Raw genomic sequence first — 16334 nt, forward strand, 5'->3', positions numbered from 1 at the left:
GCCCACGCGAGGCGCGCGGCGGGCGGCGGGCGGCGCGCGTTAATAAGGGGCCCTTCCTCTACCGGAGGCGTTAATAGGGGGCCCTTCCTTACACCCCTCACCAGGCGGGGCCGACCGCCTCGGCGACGATCTCGGCGGACATCGTGACCATGGGCAGCCCGCCGCCCGGGTGGCTGGAGCCGCCGACCAGCCAGAGCCCGGCCGCCGGGCCCCGGTTGGCCGGGCGCAGCAGCCCGCCCGCGGTGCCGTAGATCGCCCCGCCCGGCGCGCCGGTGGCCGCGTCCAGGTCGGCCGGGGTACGGATCTCCCGGAACACCAGCCGGTCCCGCACGTCGGCGCCGCGCTCGGCCAGCACGTCGAGGATCCGGTCCGCGTACGCCTCGGCCAGGCCGGGCCGCCGCCAGTCCACGGCGCTCGCGGCGGTGCCGTGCCGGGGCGCGTTCACGAGCACGAACCACGCCTCGTGGCCGTCCGGGCGTACCGCCGGATCGTCGGCGGCGGTGACGAACACGGTCGGGTCCGGGGCCGGGCGGGCCCGCACCCCGCGACCCGGGTCGCCGAACACGGCGTCGAACTCGGCGTCGTAGTCGCGGGGGAAGAACACGGTGTGGTGGGCCAGCCCGGAGTCGCCGCGCACGCCCAGCAGCAGCACGAATCCGGCCAGGCTGCGGTCGGTGAGCGCGGCCAGCCGGCGCGGGTCGGGCAGCAGGTCCCGGTAGACGGTGAGCGCGTCCACGTTGGCGACCACCACGTCGGCGGGCACCGGCGCGGCCGACCCGGCCACGCGTACCCCGTGCACCCGCCCGCCCGCGGCGTCGATCCGGGTGACCGCGGCGTCGGTGCGTACCACCACGCCCAGGTCCAGGCAGCGCGACAGCAGCGCGTCGGCGAGCGTGCCCAGCCCGCCGCGCAGGTACCAGCCGCCGTACGCCAGCTCGGCGTAGGGAACGGCGACGAGCGCGGCCGGGGCGCGGCGCGGGTCGGCGCCGGTGTACGTGGCGTACCGGTCCAGCAGCATCCGCATCCGTGGGTCGGACAGGTGGCGGCGGCCCAGCCCGCGCAGGCTGCGGCCGGGGCCGATGGCGGCCAGGTCGCCCAGCCGCCAGGCCAGCGCGGCCAGGTCGCGGGGCGAGTCGACGGTACGGCGCAGGATGTCCCGGTGCGAGGCCGCCCACACCCGGCCGGCGCGCCGCCACAGCCCGCGCCAGTCGGCGGCGGACCGGTCGCCGAACGCGGCGCCGATCCGGGCGGCGAACTCGTCCGGGTCGGCGCAGGAGTCGAGCGCCTGTCCGCCGCCGGGGAAGACGTGCCGCACGATCGGGTCCAGCGGGACCAGGTCGAGGTATTCGTCGAGCTTCGCGCCGGTCGCCTCGAACAGGTCGTGGAAGACCTGCGGCAGCGTGAACAGGCTCGGCCCGGTGTCGAAGTGCCACACCCCCTCCGGGGTGTGGTGGGCGTACCGGCCGAGCTTGCCCCCGACCGTGCCGGCCCGTTCGAGGACGGTGACCTCGTGCCCGGTGACCGCGAGCCGGGCGGCGGTGGCGAGCCCGCCCACCCCGGCGCCGATGACCACGATGCGCGCCATGGCGTGACCCTCCTAGGTGACCGGGCGACCCCGCCAGGTGAGCCGGTGTCGCTTCCGCAGATGGTACGACCGGACGGTCAGCCAACCGAGGACCACGACCGACACGGGGTGTGCGAGCGCGTCGGGCCACGCCCGTCCGCCGGTGGCGCGGGCGCTGACCACCCGCCCGGCGACCCCGGCCAGGTAGGCCAGGAACGCCACGGCGGCCACCGCCGGCGCGCCGGCGAGCAGCGCCCCGAGCGCCAGCAGCGGCGGCGCGACGTAGAGCGCGAACAGCAGCGCCAGCACGGCCGCCGCGGCGGCCGGGTGCCCGAACGTCGCCCACAGCGACTTGGTGTAGCCGTCGCGCAGCTGCGGCCAGGTGTCGTACATCCGGCAGGACGCCAGCCGGGACCCGTCGGCCAGCGCGATCCGCCCGCCGGCCCGTTTCACCGCCCGGGCCAGCTCGATGTCCTCCAGCACCTTGTCGGCCACCGCCGCGTGCCCGCCGGCCCGCAGGTAGCCGGCCCGGTCCACGACCAGGAACTGCCCGCCCGCCGCCGCGAGGGACGGCCGCCGCGAGCGTTCCATCGCGCGCAGCGGCAGGAACGTCAGCCACAACCACTGCAGCAGCGGCTGCGCCAGCCGGTCGGCCACCGTCCGCACCACGATCCGGGGGTACGGCGACAGCAGCGCCGCGTCCGCCGCGCGCAACTCGGTCACCGCCGCCGCCACCGCGTACGGGGTGAGCACCACGTCCGCGTCGACGAAGGCCAGCACCGCCGGCTCCGGGGCGGTCCGGGTGGCGAGCTGCCAGCAGGCGTGCGGCTTGCCCAGCCAGCCCGGCGGCGGGGCGACGCCGGTGAGCAGCGTGAGCCGGGGATCGTCACCGGCCACCGCGCGGACCACGTCGGCGGTGCCGTCGGTCGAGCCGTCGTCGAGCACCACGATCCGCAGGTCCGGCACGCCGCGCTGGGCCAGCAGCGCGCGCAGGCACGGGGTGACCCGGTCGGCCTCGTCGCGCAGCGGCAGCAGCACCGCCACCGGCTCGGTCACCTCGGCCGGGCCGGCGGCCGGGCGGCGCAGCCAGGCGTACGCGTTGACGATCGTGTGCCCGGTGAGCGCGGCGACCGCCACGGCCAGCGCGAGGGTGGCGATCATGCCGGGGCGTCGACGCGCGGCGCCGGCTCCGGCGTTCCGGCCCGGTCCCGGCGGGCCCGCCACAGCGTCACCGCCAGCGGCACCGCCGCCACCGCCATCCCGGCCGCGCCCCACAGCGCCGACGCCGGCAGCCGCAGGAACACCGCGTGCGCCAGCACGCTGGAGGCGTACGTCCAGAGGTAGAGCGCGAACATCGGCGCGTCCCGGCCGTCGGTCCGGTCCACCGACGGCCCGGCGAGCGGGCGCAGCGCGACCGCGAGCAGCACCGCGAAGCCCAGCCAGCCCAGGTAGTTGCTGACCGGGATGCCGGGCAGCCCGGGCAGCGCCGGGGTGGCGTCGCGCCAGGTCCAGTAGCCCTCGGCCACCATCTGCGGGTCGAGGAACAGGTCCCAGGCGGCCAGCCCGACCGCCGACAGCGCGATCCGGGCGATCCGGGACCGGACCAGCCGCACCGCGGTGAGCCACGCCGGCCAGGCCATCCAGGTCCAGGCGAGTGGGATGATCAGCGGCACCCCGGCCAGCTTCGGGCCCAGCTCGCCGGAGTAGTCGTAGGTGCCGAACGGGAACCCGGTGGCCACGCCGATCGCCTCCACCGCGAACCCGCCGCCGGTGACGACCGCGACCAGCGCGGCGGCGGTACGGACGCCGCGGGTGAGCAGCGCGTGGCCGACCGAGAGCAGCCAGCCGAGCACCACTGTGGCCACCGTGAGCCCGGCCCGGGTCGCGCCGCCGGTGAGCGGGTAGCAGATCTGGGCGAGGATCAGCGCGGCCAGCAGCGCCCAGGGCAGCCGGGCCGCCCTCATGCTGTGCCGCCTTTCGTGCGCGACTGCGGGGCTCGCAAACCCGGCTCACTCCTCGCGCTCACGGTGCCGCCCTTTCGTTCGCGACTGCGGGGCTCGCAAACCCGGCTCACTCCTCGCGCTCACGGTGCCGCCCTTTCGTTCGCGACTGCGGGGCTCGCAAACCCGGCTCACTCCTCGCGCTCACGGGGCGTCCGGCGGGGGCAGCGGCAGGTCCCGGCCGAGCACGCCGAACGGCCGCTCGTCGCCGGGGAAGTGGAAGTGCCGCAGGACGTCGACGAAGCCGAACCGGCGGTACAGCCGCCAGGCCCGGGACTTCTCCTCGTCGGCCTCCGGCGTGGACAGCAGCGTGGTGTCGCCCTCGGCCACGGCGAGCAGCGCGCGCAACTGGCGGGCGCCCAGGCCGTGCCCCTGCGCGGGCGGGCGGACGTGCAGTTCGACCACCTCGAACGGGTGCGCCAGCCAGCGCTGCCGGTCCCGCGCGTTCAGCGCCCGGTGCACCTGGTCGTGCCACCACTGCCCGGTGGCGCCCCGGTAGCCGTACCCGAAGCCGGCCAGGTGGCCCTCGGTGGTGAGGCTGGCGACGGCGCGGAAGCCGGGCCGGCGTACGTGGGTGGCGATGTAGCCGCGGCGGGCCTCCAGCAGGTCGGGCCGGTAGCCCATCGCCTCGCCGTAGACGGCCACCACGTCGTCCAGCCGCCGGACCAGGTCGTCCGGTGTCCACCGCACCAGCCTCATGCGTACCCTCTCGCTGTTTCCGGGCCGCCCTCGGCGGCCCAGCCGAGCACCGTGCGGTCGCCGACCACGTCGCCCACCGCGAACCGCGCGAACAGTTCCTCCGCGTACCAGCCCTCGGTGGGGGTGCGGGTGATCGCGGCGCGGTGCTCGGGGGAACGGTACGCGAACGCGACCAGGTCCGCCGGGTCGCGCCACACGCTCACCGTGCCCTGCCAGCCCAGCGGCGCCTCGCCGACGCCGAAGCGGGCGAGCAGGCCGGGCGCGGCGTGCAGCTCGGTGGCGACCGGCGGGATCGCCCGCCAGAACGTGGCCGCCCGGCGGGCCCGCAGCCGGGCCCGGGTCAGCGCCAGCACCGGACCGGTGACCCGCCCGCCCGACGGCGCGCCGAACGGCTCCCGGCCGGACCACCGGCCGCGGCTGGTCAGCGGGCGCAGGTCGACCCGTACCGCGGCGCGGGCGATCCGGGCCCAGGAGCGGGCGACCGGGGAGGCGTCGAAGCCGGCCGCGTCGGCGGGGGAGTCCCAGACCACGAGCGCGGCCCACCGGGTCAGGTCGGCGTCGCCGGGGCCGAATCCGGTGCCGGTCCCGGTGCCGAGCAGCTTGGCGAAGCGGACGCCGGGCAGGCGGCGCAGCCGCGCCGGGTGGGTGGCCATCCGGGCCGGCACACCGGGTACGGCCCGCCGGGGCACACGCCACACGTGCAGCGTGACGAGTTCGGGGTTCACGCCACCTCGGCCGGCGCGCCGGCGGTGATCCGCAGCAGTTCCGCGTACGTGGTGGGGAACACCGCCCGGGGTACGCCGCCGGCGGCCCACACCTCGTCGTACCCGGTCAGAGCGGTGTCGACGACGGTGCGCAGCGGCGTGGGGTGGCCGACCGGGGCGACGCCGCCGATCACCTGCCCGGTGTGCTGCTTGACGAACTCCGGGGTGGCCCGGCGCAGCCGGGTCACGCCCAGCGTGGCGGCCAGCCCGGCGGTGTCCACCCGGTGCGCGCCGGAGGTGAGCACCAGCAGCGGCGCGCCGTCCGCGTCGAAGATCAGCGAGTTGGCGATGGCACCGACGGCGACGCCGAGCGCCTCGGCCGCGGCGGCGGCGGTGTGCACCGCGTCGGGCAGCAGTCGGACGAGGCTGGCCTCGCCCGATCCGTCCCGCGCGCCCGCCTCGTCGAGCGCTCGCTGCACCGCCTGCACGTTCGGGTGTGGCTGCATGCCCCCATTCTTCCCTCACCCCCGGTACGACCCCGCCGGGGGCCGTGGCCCTCCCGTGTGTCCCCGGCGCGTCACACGTTGCGTTTTCGTCGGTGGGGAGGTGTACTGTCAGGGTAGTTAGAACGAGTGTTCGATTCGGTTGGAGCGGATAGCGGCTCAGCTCCCCGGCTGGCCCGGCTCCGGTCCGACCGGTCGCACACCCGTCGAACGCTCCGGAAGCGGTGTTTCGCGGCACCGGCTTCCGGGAGGTGCGGCACCGCGGGCCGCACCGGGTTCGGACAGTCGCGAGTCCGGGCCCGTCAGGCAGGTCGTCGCCCGCCGCCCACGACCCCCGGGCGGCGGGCGACGGACCCGCCGGCACGCCGGCCGGGGGTGGGTGTGGGGAAGCGTCCACACCCGGCCGGCCAGCCACCCGAAGGTGCGTCTTCCTCCGCACCGACCGCTCCGGGCGACCGGGCGACGGTTTCCCCGTCGCGCGACCGCCCGCCCCGGCCACACGCGGAGGAGAGACCCATGCCGACCAGTCCGGCCCAGGCGCCCACGGTGCCCGCGCACGTGCTGCCGCACCGCACCCCCGCCCAGTTGCTCGCGGTGGCCCGCGACGGGCTGGCCGAGGCCGCCCGCACCCGTCCCGACGGTCTCCGGTACGCCGCCGCCCATCTCGCGGCGCTGCGCGCCGCCGCCGCAGTGCTCGCCGCCCGGGCCCGTCCCGCGCCCACCCGGCGGAACCGGATCACCAGCGTCTGGGTGCTGCTCGCCACCGTCGCCCCCGAGCTGGACGAGTGGGCCGCCTACTTCGCCGCTGGCGCGAGCAAGCGGGCCGCCGCCGAAGCAGGCATCCCCCGGGTGGTCACCGCCCGGGAGGCCGACGACCTGCTGCGTGCCGCCGAGGAGTTCGTGACAGTGGTGGAGACCGCGCTCGGCCTGGCCCACCAGCCGGCGCTCGACGGCCTGCCCCGGCCCCTGCGGCGCGGCGCCCCCGACTCCCCGACCCGGCCCGGAGCGGCCGCGGCCTGATTCGTGGCGCCCGGCCACCACCGGCGGGACCCCGGGTGGCCGGGCGCCGCTCCCACACCCGGCACGCGCGTGCCGCAGCACCGACACGATCCACAGCACACGATCCACAGCACCATCCACGGGCGGGCCCGTGGCGGAAACACGACGGGGGGTTGGTCCGATGGCGGGCCGCATGGTGGTCGGTTCCGCCGCCCTGGCCGAGCTGGTCCGTCCGGCGAGCGCGCCCGACCCGGCCGGCGGCCACCGGGTGCTGCCCGTCCGGGCCGAGCTGACCGGGCTGCTGCCCAACCGTGGCCTGCGCCGCGGCAGCACCGTCGCGGTCGGCGCCGGCCAGCCCCGGCGCAGCGGCGCCACCTCGCTGATCCTCGCGCTGCTCGCCGAGGCGTCCCGGGCCGGCTCGTGGTGCGCCGTGGTCGGCGTACCCACCTTCGGGGCCGGCGCCGCCGCCGAGGCGGGCATCGCCCTGGACCGGCTGGCCCTGGTGCCCGACCCCGGGCCGGAGTGGCCCACAGTGGTCGCCGCGCTCATCGACGGGGTCGACGTGGTGGTCACCGCCGTGCCGGCCACCGTCTCCGCCTCGATCGCCACCCGGCTGGCCGCCCGCGCCCGGCAGCGCGGAAGCGTGCTCGTCCCGTACGGCCGGTGGGACGGCGCGGACGTCACGCTCCAGGTGGTCCGGGGCGTCTGGCAGGGGCTCGGCGCCGGTCGCGGGCGGCTGCGCCGCCGTGAGGTGACCGTCTCGGCCCGGGGGCGGGGCGCCGCCGCCCGCCCCAAGGAGATCAAGGTGTGGCTGCCCGGCGACGAGCTGACCCGGGTGATCCCCCGCTCGGCCGGGTTCGGCGCACCGTCCGCCGCGCCGTCGCGCCGGCTGCGCGTGGTGGCTCCGCCCGCCCGTACGCCCGCCGTGGCCGGGCCGGCGTGAGCGGCGTACCGCAGCGGACGCTGCTGCTCTGGTGCCCGGACTGGCCGGTCCTCGCCGCCGAGATCGTCGACGGGGTGCCCGCCACCGACCCGGTCGTGGTGCTGCACGCCAACCGGGTGGTCGCCTGCTCCGAGCGGGCCCGTGCCGAGGGGATCCGGCGCGGGCTGCGCCGCCGGGAGGCGCAGGGGCGCTGCCCGCACCTGACGGTGGTCGACCACGACCCGGGGCGGGACGCGCGGGCGTTCGAACCGGTGGTGGCCGCCGTGGAGGAGGTGGTCGCCGGCGTCGAGGTGATCCGGCCCGGCGCCTGCGCCACGGCGGCCCGGGGGCCGAGCCGCTACCTCGGCGGCGAGGAGGCGGCGGCCGAGCGGATCGTCGAGCACGTCGCGCAGAGCTGCGCGGTGGAGAGCCAGGTCGGCATCGCCGACGGGGTGTTCGCGGCCGGGCTGGCCGCCCGGGAGGGGCGGATCGTGGCGCCCGGCGGCACCCGCGAGTTCCTGGCCACCCGGCCGGTCGAGGCGCTCGGCCGGCCCGCCCTGGCCGACCTGCTGCGCCGGCTCGGCGTCCGCACCCTCGGCGACTTCGCGGCGCTGCCCGCCGGGGACGTGCTGGCCCGGTTCGGTTTCGACGGCGCGCTGGCGCACCGGCTCGCCGGCGGCCGGGACGACCGCCCGCTCGCGGTCCGGCAGCCGCCCGCCGACCTGATCGTCACCGCCGACTACGACGAGCCGGTCGACCGGGTCGACGCCGCCGCGTTCGCCGCCCGCACGCTCGCCGAACTGCTGCACGAGCGGCTGGCCGGGTACGGGCTGGCCTGCACCCGCCTCGGCATCGAGGCGGTCACCGCGCACGGCCAGGAGCTGCACCGGGTCTGGCGGCACGACGGCCTGCTCACCGCCGCGGCCATCGCCGACCGGGTCCGCTGGCAGCTCGACGGCTGGCTCACCGGCAGCAACGGCCGGGGCGGGACGCGCCCGGCCCGCCCGACCGCCGGGATCGTCCGGTTGCGGCTGGTGCCCGACGGGGTGCTCGCCCAGGCGGGCCTGCAACCCGGGCTGTGGGGGGAGACCGGCGCGGAACGGGAGCGGGCGCACCGCGCGCTGAGCCGGGTGCAGGGCATCCTCGGCCCCGAGGCGGTGGTCACCGCCGTGCTCGGCGGCGGGCGGTCCCCGGCCGACCAGGTGCGCCTGGTCCCGTGGGGCGACGAGCGGGTGCCCGCGCGCCCCGGCCCGCCACCCCTGCCGCCCGCCTCTCCCGCCGCCGCGCCACCGGTCCCGGCCGGTTCGGTGCGCGGTGTCGCGTCGTCGCGCCCGGTCCCGGCCGGTTCGGTGCGCGGTGTCACGTCGTCGCGCCCGGCTCCGGCCGCTCCGGCGAGCGGCGTGACGCCGTCGCGCCCGGCCGCCGGGGCCGCTCCGGGTGCCGCGTCCGCCCCTGTCGTCGTACCCCCTGGGGGCCGTGCGGGGCGGCGGGCCGGGCGGGGCCGGGCGATGGCCGAGCCGCCGTGGCCGGGCAGGATCCCGCCGCCCGCGCCGGCCGTGGTGCTGCCCGCCCCACTGGCCGCCGACGTGCGCGACGCGGCCGGGGAGCCGGTCGTGGTGAGCGCCCGGCTGGCGGTCAGCGCGGCGCCGGCCCGGCTCACCGTCGGCGACGGGCGCCCGGCCGAGATCACCGGGTGGGCCGGGCCGTGGCCGGTGGACGAACGCTGGTGGGCGCCGGCCGAGGCGCGCCGCCGGGCCCGGTTCCAGGTGAGCCTGGCCGACGGCGCCGCGCTGCTGCTCGCGGTCGAGGGCGGGCAGTGGCTGGTGGAGGCGATCTATGACTGAGCGCCGGGAAAGATCTTGGTACGAAAGCGCCCCTCCGGGGGCCGCTTCGTACCAAGATCTCGGGCTTTCGGGTGCAGGGCGAGGCGGGCACCGGTGAGCTTCCGCAACCCGAAGATGCCCTGGTCGAAGCTGGAGCAGGTGCTCTCCGGACGGGCCAAGGGGGAGCGGCACCTGCACGTGGTCGACCCGCTCGCGGTCGACGCCGACGGCGGCGACTCACCGGCGTGGAGCCGCAAGCGCCAGGAATACCGGCCGCCGCAGCTGGACCGGCCGGACGGCGTGGTGCCGTACGCGGAGCTGCACGCGCACTCCAACTTCAGCTTCCTCGACGGGGCCAGCCACCCGGAGGAGCTGGCCGAGGAGGCGGCCCGGCTCGGGCTCACCGCGCTCGCCGTCACCGACCACGACGGCTTCTACGGCGTGGTGCGCTTCGCCGAGGCGGCCCGCGCGCTGCGGCTGCCGACGATCTTCGGCGCGGAGCTGTCCCTCGGGCTGCCGGGCCCGCAGAACGGCGAACCCGACCCGCTCGGCCGGCACCTGCTGGTGCTGGCGCACGGCCACGAGGGGTACGCGCGCCTGGCCGCCACCATCTCCCGCGCCCAGCTGCGCGGCGGGGAGAAGGGCCGCCCGGTCTACGGCGAGCTGGAGGAGATCGCGGCGGAGCTGAAGGACCACGTGCTGGTGCTCACCGGCTGCCGCAAGGGGCACGTGCCCGCGGCGCTGCTCACCGAGGGCGTCGACGCGGCGGCCCGGGAGCTGGACCGGCTCACCGCGCTGTTCGGCGCGGAGACGGTGGCGGTGGAGCTGACCGACCACGGCCACCCGGTCGACGCCGACCGCAACGACGCGCTCGCCGACCTGGCCGCCGCGGCCGGGCTGCCCACAGTCGCCACGAACAACGTGCACTACGCCACCCCGGGCCGGCGGCGGCTGGCCACCACGGTCGCGGCGGTCCGGGCCCGGCGCAGCCTCGACGAGATCGACGGCTGGCTGCCCGCCGCGGCCACCGCCCACCTGCGCAGCGGCGCGGAGATGGCGGCGCGGTTCGCCGCGTACCCGGGGGCGGTGGCGCGGGCCGCCGAGTACGGCGCGGAACTCGCCTTCGACCTGCAGCTCGTGGCGCCGAAGCTGCCGGCGTACCCGGTGCCGCCCGGGCACACCGAGATGAGCTGGCTGCGCCGGCTGACCATGGACGGCGCCCGCGAGCGCTACGGCCCGCCCGAGGCGCACCCGGAGGCGTACGCGCAGCTGGAACACGAGCTGCGGATGATCGAAGACCTCGGGTTCCCCGGCTACTTCCTGGTGGTCTACGACATCGTCGCGTTCTGCCGCGCGCAGGACATCTACTGCCAGGGCCGGGGCTCGGCGGCCAACTCGGCGGTCTGCTACGCGCTGCGCATCACCAACGTGGACGCGGTCCGGCACCGGCTGCTGTTCGAACGGTTCCTCGCCCCGGAACGCGACGGCCCGCCGGACATCGACGTGGACATCGAGTCCGACCGCCGGGAGGAGGTGATCCAGCACGTCTACGCCCGCTACGGCCGGGAGCACACCGCCCAGGTCGCCAACGTCATCTCGTACCGGCCCCGGTCGGCGGTGCGGGACGTGGCGAAGGCGTTCGGCTTCTCACCCGGCCAGCAGGACGCCTGGAGCAAGCAGATCGACAGGTGGGGCTCGGTCGCCGCGGTCGACGTGGCGGACATCCCGGAGCAGGTGGTCGCGTACGCCAACGAGCTGCAGACGTTCCCCCGGCACCTGGGCATCCACTCCGGCGGCATGGTGATCTGCGACCGGCCGGTGATCGAGGTGTGCCCGGTGGAGTGGGGCCGGATGCCCGGCCGCAGCGTGCTCCAGTGGGACAAGGACGACTGCGCGGCCGTCGGCCTGGTCAAGTTCGACCTGCTCGGCCTCGGCATGCTCTCGGCGCTGCACTACGGCTACGACCTGATCGGCTCCCGCCTCGACCTCGGCGACATGACGCTGGACGACCCCGAGGTCTACGACATGCTCTGCCGGGCCGACTCGGTGGGCGTGTTCCAGGTGGAGAGCCGCGCCCAGATGGCCACGCTGCCCCGGCTCAAGCCGCGCGAGTTCTACGACCTGGTGGTGGAGGTGGCGCTGATCCGGCCCGGCCCGATCCAGGGCGGCTCGGTGCACCCGTACATCAGGCGCAAGAACGGCCAGGAGCCGGTCACGTACGCGCACCCGCTGATGCGCAACGCGCTGGAGAAGACGCTCGGCGTGCCGCTGTTCCAGGAGCAGCTCATGCAGCTCGCCATCGACCTGGCCGGGTTCGACGCGGCCGGCGCCGACCAGATGCGCCGGGCCATGGGGGCGAAACGGTCGGTGGAGCGGATGGCGCAGATCGCCGACCGGCTCTACGCCGGGATGGCCGAGCGGGGCATCACCGGCGAGCTGGCCGACGACGTCTACCGCAAGCTCACCGCGTTCGCCAGCTACGGCTTCCCGGAGAGCCACGCGATGAGCTTCGCCTACCTGGTGTACGCCAGCTCGTGGCTCAAGCGCTACCACCCGGGCCCGTTCCTGGCCGCGCTGCTCAACGCCCAGCCGATGGGCTTCTACTCGCCGCAGACGCTCGCCGACGACGCCCGCCGGCACGGCGTGGAGGTACGCCGGCCGGACATCAACGCCAGCGGCGCCAAGGCGGTGCTGGAGTCCACCCCGCAGACGCGGTGGGGCAGCGTGCCGGGCGAGCCGCCGCACGCCTGGGGGCTGGGCGGCCCGGCGGTACGGCTCGGGCTGGGCAGCGTCCGTACCCTCGGCGAGGACGTGGCCGAGCGGATCGAGGCGGAACGGACGGCGCACGGGCCGTACCGGGACATGCCGGACCTGGCCCGCCGCGTCGGTCTCACCGCCGCGCAGCTGGAGGCGCTGGCCACCGCCGACGCCTTCGCCTGTTTCGGGCTGACCCGGCGGCAGGCCCTCTGGGCCGCCGGCGCGGCGGCCCAGGACCGGCCCGGCCGGCTGCCCGGCACGGTGACCGGCGCGGACCCGCCCACGCTGCCCGGCATGGCCGCGGTGGACCGCCTGGTCGCCGACGTCTGGGCCACCGGCCTGTCCCCGGAGAGCCATCCGGCCCGGTTCATCCGGGACCGCCTCGACGAACTGGGCGCGGTGCCGATCGCCCGGCTCGGCCAGGTGCCGCCCGGGCAGCGGATCCGGGTCGGCGGGATCGTCACCCACCGGCAGCGCCCGGCGACCGCCGGCGGCGTCACGTTCCTCAACCTGGAGGACGAGACCGGAATGCTGAATGTCACTTGCTCCCCGGGGCTGTGGCAGCGCTACCGTCGAATCGCCCGCACCAGTGGAGCACTGGTGGTGCGGGGCCGGCTGCAGCGGCACGAGGGCGTCACGAACCTCACCGCGGACCGGCTGGACGCGATCGAGCCCCCCGTCACACCGGCATCCAGGGATTTCCGTTGATGGAGTGATCCACATTACGGTTTCCGTGAGCCGGAGGCGGGAGACTCCCGACGCGGGTGGGCAGAGTGGCCCACCCGGGGTATGGGGGATGAACAGATGACCTTTCACCGCACGTACGCCGGTGGCGTAGCCAACGCCCGACGGACCCGCCTCGGCGCCGACTGGGCGCCCACCCACGAGGCCGAGCCGCGGGAATACCAGGTGACCGACGGCCCGGTGGCCAACGACCAGCGCTCCCGCGCCGAGGACGACCCCGCCGGCGGCGGCGAGTCCTGAACCTGGGCCGGGGGGTGACTAGGCTCGGCGCGTGGAGCAGATCCGAACCCTCACCCCCCGCACCGCCGTCATCTGGTCGGTGCTCCGGGCCGAGCTGGACCGGCGGGCCGGCGAACGACTCTCCGTGCTCGACGTCGGCGGCGGGACCGGCGGCTTCGCCGTCCCGCTCGCCGAGGCCGGTCACCGGGTCACAGTGGTCGACGCCAGCCCCGACGCGCTCGCCGCGCTGACCCGCCGCGCCGCCGAGGCCGGGGTCGCCGACCGGGTACGCGCGACGCAGGGCGACGCCGACGCGCTCGCCGGGCTGGTCGAACCGGCCACCGTGGACCTGGTGCTCTGCCACTCCGTCCTCGAAGTCGTCGACGAGCCGGAACCGGTGATCTCCGCGCTGGTCACCGCGTTGCGCCCGGGCGGCGCGGCGAGCGTGCTCGTCGCCGGCCGGGCCGCCGCCGTGTTCGGCCGGGCGATGAACGGGCAGCTTGACGCCGCCGCGGCGCTGGCCGCCGACCCGCACGGCACCACCGGCCGCCGGGACACGTTGCGCCGCCGCTACGACGCCGCCGACGCGAGCGCGCTGCTCACCGCCGCCGGCCTTGCCGTGGAGGAGATCCACGGGGTACGGGTGCTCGCCGACCTGCTTCCGGCCGCCGTGGCCGACGGTCAGCCGGCCGCCCTGGTGGAGCTGGAACGGGCGCTCGCGGCCCGGCCCCCGTACCGTGATCTCGCCGCTCAGCTGCACCTGTTCGCCCGCCGCCCGGCATGACCGGCCCGGCTCCGGGCCCGCTGGACCGGGTTGCGCCGCGCTACGACGGCGGCAGCCTGGCCGACGTGCTGCCCAGCGCGCTGTCGGTGCTCGGCGTACCCGGTGCGGCCGACCGGCTCGGCCTGGCACCGGGGCTGGCCGGGGTACGCCGGATCGCGGTGCTGCTCGTCGACGGCCTCGGCTGGTACCAGATCCCCACCGCCGCCCGGTACGCCCCGACGCTCGCCGGACTGGCCGCCACCACCGGCCGGCCGCTCACCACCGGCTTCCCGTCCACCACCCCGACCAGCCTGGTCAGCCTCGGCACCGGCACCGCGTCGGGCGCGCACGGCGTGCTCGGCTTCACCGTCCGGGTGCCCGGCACCGACCGGGTGCTCAACCACGTCGACTGGGCCGGCGACCCCGACCCGGTGAGCTGGCAGCCGGTGCCCACCTGGTACCAGCGGGCGCGCGCCGCCGGGGTGGCGGTGACCGTGGTCAGCCGCCCCGAGTTCGCCGGCAGCGGCCTGACGCTCGCCGCCAACCGGGGCGGCGACTACCGGGGCGCGGCCGGCGCCGACGCGCTCGCCGCGCGGATGCTGGCGGCGCTGGCCGCCGGGGACGGACCCACGCTGGTGTCCGGGTACCACCCCGACCTGGACCGGCACGGGCACCTCAGCGGCGTCGACTCCGAGCCGTGGCGGCTGGCCGCCGCCGATGTGGACGCGCTGCTGGCCCGGCTCGTCGACGGGCTGCCGCCGGACGCCGCGCTGCTGGTCACCGCCGACCACGGCCAGCTCGACGTGCCCGCCGGGCACCGGATCGACCTGGACGCCGATCCCCGGCTGCGCGCCGGCGTACTGGTGGTCGCCGGTGAGCCCCGCGTCCGCTACCTGCACACCGAGCGGGGCGCCGAAGCCGACGTGGTGGCCGCCTGGACCGAGCTGCTGGGCCCGGCCGCGCACGTGCTGACCCGCGCCGAGGCGGTGGCGACCGGCTGGTTCGGGCCGGTGCCCGAGGCGCACCTGAGGCGGATCGGCGACGTGGTGGTGGTCTGCCGGGACACCTACGCGGTGGTCGCCACCCGTTCCGAGCCGCCGATGGCGTCGCGGCTGGTGGCGTACCACGGCGCGGACACCGCCGCCGAGATGACCGTTCCGCTGCTGGTGGTGCGGGGCTGACCCGGCTCATCCGCGGCTGCGGCCGCGTCGGTGGCCGCCGGGCTGGGCGGTGGGGTTGTCGGACCGGCGGGCTAGCCTGCTGGCATGGGCCGCAGCCAGTCGTTGCCCCGAGGCGGTGACCCGCGCTTCGGGCCGGACGCCGACGACACCGGCTGCGCCATCCTGCACGTCGACATGGACGCGTTCTACGCCTCGGTCGAGGTGCGCCGCCGTCCCGAGCTGCGCGGGCGGCCGGTGGTGGTGGGCGGCGTCGGCCCGCGCGGCGTGGTCAGCTCCGCCAGCTACGAGGCCCGGCAGTACGGCGTCCGCAGCGCCATGCCCACCGCCCGCGCCCGGGCGCTCTGCCCCGGCGCTGTCTACCTGCCGCCCGACTTCACCGCCTACACCGAGGCGTCGCGGGCGGTCATGCGGATCTTCCGGGACGTCACCCCGCTGGTCGAGCCGCTCTCGCTGGACGAGGCGTTCCTCGACGTGGCGGGCGCCCGCCGGCTGTTCGGCCGGCCCGCCGACATCGCCGCGCTGATCCGCCGCCGGGTCGCCGAGGAACAGCGGCTGACCTGTTCGGTGGGCGTCGGGCCGAGCAAGTTCGTGGCGAAGCTCGGCTCCACCCGGGCCAAGCCCGACGGCCTGCTCGTGGTCCCGGCCGCCCGGGTGCTGGAGTTCCTGCACCCGCTGCCGGTGTCCGCCCTGTGGGGCGTGGGGGAGCGTTCCGCCGACGCGCTGCGCCGCCTCGGCCTGCGCACCGTACGCGACCTCGCCGAGGCACCGGCCGGCCTGCTGCGCCGGGCCGTGGGCGAGGCGTCCGCCGCCCACCTGCACGAGCTGGCCTGGGGGCGGGACCCGCGCGGGGTGACGCCCGAACAGGTGGAGAAGTCGATCGGCGCGGAGGTCACGTTCGACATCGACGTGACCGACCCGGACGAGATCCGGCGGTCCCTGCTCGCCCTCGCCGACAAGGCCGGCGCTCGGCTGCGGGCGGCCGGGCAGGTGGGCCGTACCGTGTCGCTCAAGGTCCGTTTCGCCGACTTCCGGACGATCAGCCGCTCCCGCACGCTCGCCGTGCCCACCGACACCGCCCGGGAGATGTTCGACACGGCCTGGGCGTTGTGGGGCGCGCTCGCTCCCGGCGAGCCGGTTCGGCTGGTCGGGGTCCGGATGGAAGGTCTCGCCCCCGCCGGGGAGACCCCGCAGCAGCTCACCCTCGGCGCGCCCGAGCGCGGCTGGCGTGAGGCGGAGGCGGCGGCCGATGCGGCGGCCGCCCGATTCGGGCGGTCCGTCATAGGTCCGGCCAGTCTTCTCGGCCGTCGTGATACACGACAAGTCGAAAAACCGACCCGGCCGTAGGTCGTCCCGCTTTCCGACGCGCGGGGGCCCTCGTAGACTTGCGGGTAAGCAGCCGGTTGGCTGCCACGGTCTGTCGGCCCGCCCGGGTCGACCAACGTGACCGGGGAGGAGT

At 76.8% G+C, this 16334-nt stretch carries 14 protein-coding genes; 8 read left to right on the plus strand and 6 right to left on the minus strand.

Features of this window, described 5'->3' with window-relative positions:
* Positions 1-97: 97 nt before the first annotated feature.
* The 6 genes from crtI to O7542_RS04085 form a co-directional block, all read right to left on the minus strand.
* The gene (gene crtI / locus O7542_RS04060; RefSeq protein ID WP_140946599.1) at positions 98-1585 is read right to left on the minus strand and encodes a phytoene desaturase family protein; all 1488 of its coding nucleotides are present in this window, start codon (positions 1583-1585) and stop codon (positions 98-100) included.
* A gap of 12 nt (positions 1586-1597) precedes the next feature.
* Positions 1598-2725, minus strand: coding sequence for a glycosyltransferase family A protein (locus tag O7542_RS04065; RefSeq protein ID WP_274479106.1), 1128 nt, complete (start codon positions 2723-2725; stop codon positions 1598-1600).
* Positions 2722-3528 carry a carotenoid biosynthesis protein gene (locus O7542_RS04070; RefSeq protein WP_281605723.1) on the minus strand — a complete coding sequence of 269 codons (807 nt, stop codon included), beginning with the start codon at positions 3526-3528 and terminating at the stop codon, positions 2722-2724. Before O7542_RS04070 ends, O7542_RS04065 begins: the two co-directional genes overlap by 4 nt.
* Before the next feature lie 180 nt (positions 3529-3708).
* Positions 3709-4263, minus strand: a complete 555-nt coding sequence (locus tag O7542_RS04075; protein ID WP_043329442.1) for a GNAT family N-acetyltransferase — start codon at positions 4261-4263, stop codon at positions 3709-3711.
* Positions 4260-4988, minus strand: a complete 729-nt coding sequence (locus O7542_RS04080; protein ID WP_043329444.1) for a monooxygenase — start codon at positions 4986-4988, stop codon at positions 4260-4262. The genes O7542_RS04075 and O7542_RS04080 overlap by 4 nt, the downstream gene beginning before the upstream one ends.
* Entirely contained in the window at positions 4985-5473 is a 489-nt protein-coding gene (locus O7542_RS04085) for a YbaK/EbsC family protein (protein ID WP_064445214.1), read from the minus strand. The genes O7542_RS04080 and O7542_RS04085 overlap by 4 nt, the downstream gene beginning before the upstream one ends.
* A 513-nt stretch (positions 5474-5986) precedes the next feature.
* Here O7542_RS04085 and O7542_RS04090 point away from each other — a divergent pair.
* From O7542_RS04090 to O7542_RS04125, 8 genes are all read left to right on the plus strand, one after another.
* Positions 5987-6490: an SAV_6107 family HEPN domain-containing protein gene (locus O7542_RS04090; RefSeq protein ID WP_043329447.1), complete on the plus strand. Its 504-nt coding sequence runs from the start codon at positions 5987-5989 to the stop codon at positions 6488-6490.
* Between the two features lie 160 nt (positions 6491-6650).
* Positions 6651-7412, plus strand: coding sequence for a hypothetical protein (locus O7542_RS04095; protein WP_064445216.1), 762 nt, complete (start codon positions 6651-6653; stop codon positions 7410-7412).
* On the plus strand, positions 7409-9235 hold the full coding sequence (locus O7542_RS04100) for a DNA polymerase Y family protein (RefSeq protein WP_281605724.1): 1827 nt from the start codon (positions 7409-7411) through the stop codon (positions 9233-9235). Before O7542_RS04095 ends, O7542_RS04100 begins: the two co-directional genes overlap by 4 nt.
* A gap of 93 nt (positions 9236-9328) precedes the next feature.
* Entirely contained in the window at positions 9329-12679 is a 3351-nt protein-coding gene (locus O7542_RS04105) for an error-prone DNA polymerase (protein ID WP_281605725.1), read from the plus strand.
* A 96-nt stretch (positions 12680-12775) separates the two neighbouring features.
* The gene (locus tag O7542_RS04110) at positions 12776-12955 is read left to right on the plus strand and encodes a hypothetical protein (RefSeq protein WP_030500224.1); all 180 of its coding nucleotides are present in this window, start codon (positions 12776-12778) and stop codon (positions 12953-12955) included.
* A 31-nt stretch (positions 12956-12986) separates the two neighbouring features.
* Positions 12987-13718: a methyltransferase domain-containing protein gene (locus tag O7542_RS04115; protein ID WP_030500225.1), complete on the plus strand. Its 732-nt coding sequence runs from the start codon at positions 12987-12989 to the stop codon at positions 13716-13718.
* Entirely contained in the window at positions 13715-14878 is a 1164-nt protein-coding gene (locus O7542_RS04120) for a nucleotide pyrophosphatase/phosphodiesterase family protein (protein WP_281605726.1), read from the plus strand. The genes O7542_RS04115 and O7542_RS04120 overlap by 4 nt, the downstream gene beginning before the upstream one ends.
* Positions 14879-14962: 84 nt before the next feature.
* A complete protein-coding gene (locus O7542_RS04125) occupies positions 14963-16222 on the plus strand; it encodes a DNA polymerase IV (RefSeq protein ID WP_069089022.1) in 1260 nt (419 codons plus the stop codon).
* Positions 16223-16334: the final 112 nt, after the last annotated feature.

Source organism: Micromonospora sp. WMMC264 (assembly GCF_027497275.1).
Lineage (GTDB): Bacteria > Actinomycetota > Actinomycetes > Mycobacteriales > Micromonosporaceae > Micromonospora > Micromonospora chalcea.

Excerpts from the sequence above, each read along its gene's own strand:
- crtI (WP_140946599.1), bottom strand. The coding sequence starts at position 1,585 with ATGGCGCGCATCGTGGTCATCGGCGCCGGGGTGGGCGGGCTCGCCACC.
- O7542_RS04065 (WP_274479106.1), bottom strand. The coding sequence starts at position 2,725 with ATGATCGCCACCCTCGCGCTGGCCGTGGCGGTCGCCGCGCTCACCGGG.
- O7542_RS04070 (WP_281605723.1), bottom strand. The coding sequence starts at position 3,528 with ATGAGGGCGGCCCGGCTGCCCTGGGCGCTGCTGGCCGCGCTGATCCTC.
- O7542_RS04075 (WP_043329442.1), bottom strand. The coding sequence starts at position 4,263 with ATGAGGCTGGTGCGGTGGACACCGGACGACCTGGTCCGGCGGCTGGAC.
- O7542_RS04085 (WP_064445214.1), bottom strand. The coding sequence starts at position 5,473 with ATGCAGCCACACCCGAACGTGCAGGCGGTGCAGCGAGCGCTCGACGAG.
- O7542_RS04090 (WP_043329447.1), top strand. The coding sequence starts at position 5,987 with ATGCCGACCAGTCCGGCCCAGGCGCCCACGGTGCCCGCGCACGTGCTG.
- O7542_RS04095 (WP_064445216.1), top strand. The coding sequence starts at position 6,651 with ATGGCGGGCCGCATGGTGGTCGGTTCCGCCGCCCTGGCCGAGCTGGTC.
- O7542_RS04110 (WP_030500224.1), top strand. The coding sequence starts at position 12,776 with ATGACCTTTCACCGCACGTACGCCGGTGGCGTAGCCAACGCCCGACGG.
- O7542_RS04120 (WP_281605726.1), top strand. The coding sequence starts at position 13,715 with ATGACCGGCCCGGCTCCGGGCCCGCTGGACCGGGTTGCGCCGCGCTAC.
- O7542_RS04125 (WP_069089022.1), top strand. The coding sequence starts at position 14,963 with ATGGGCCGCAGCCAGTCGTTGCCCCGAGGCGGTGACCCGCGCTTCGGG.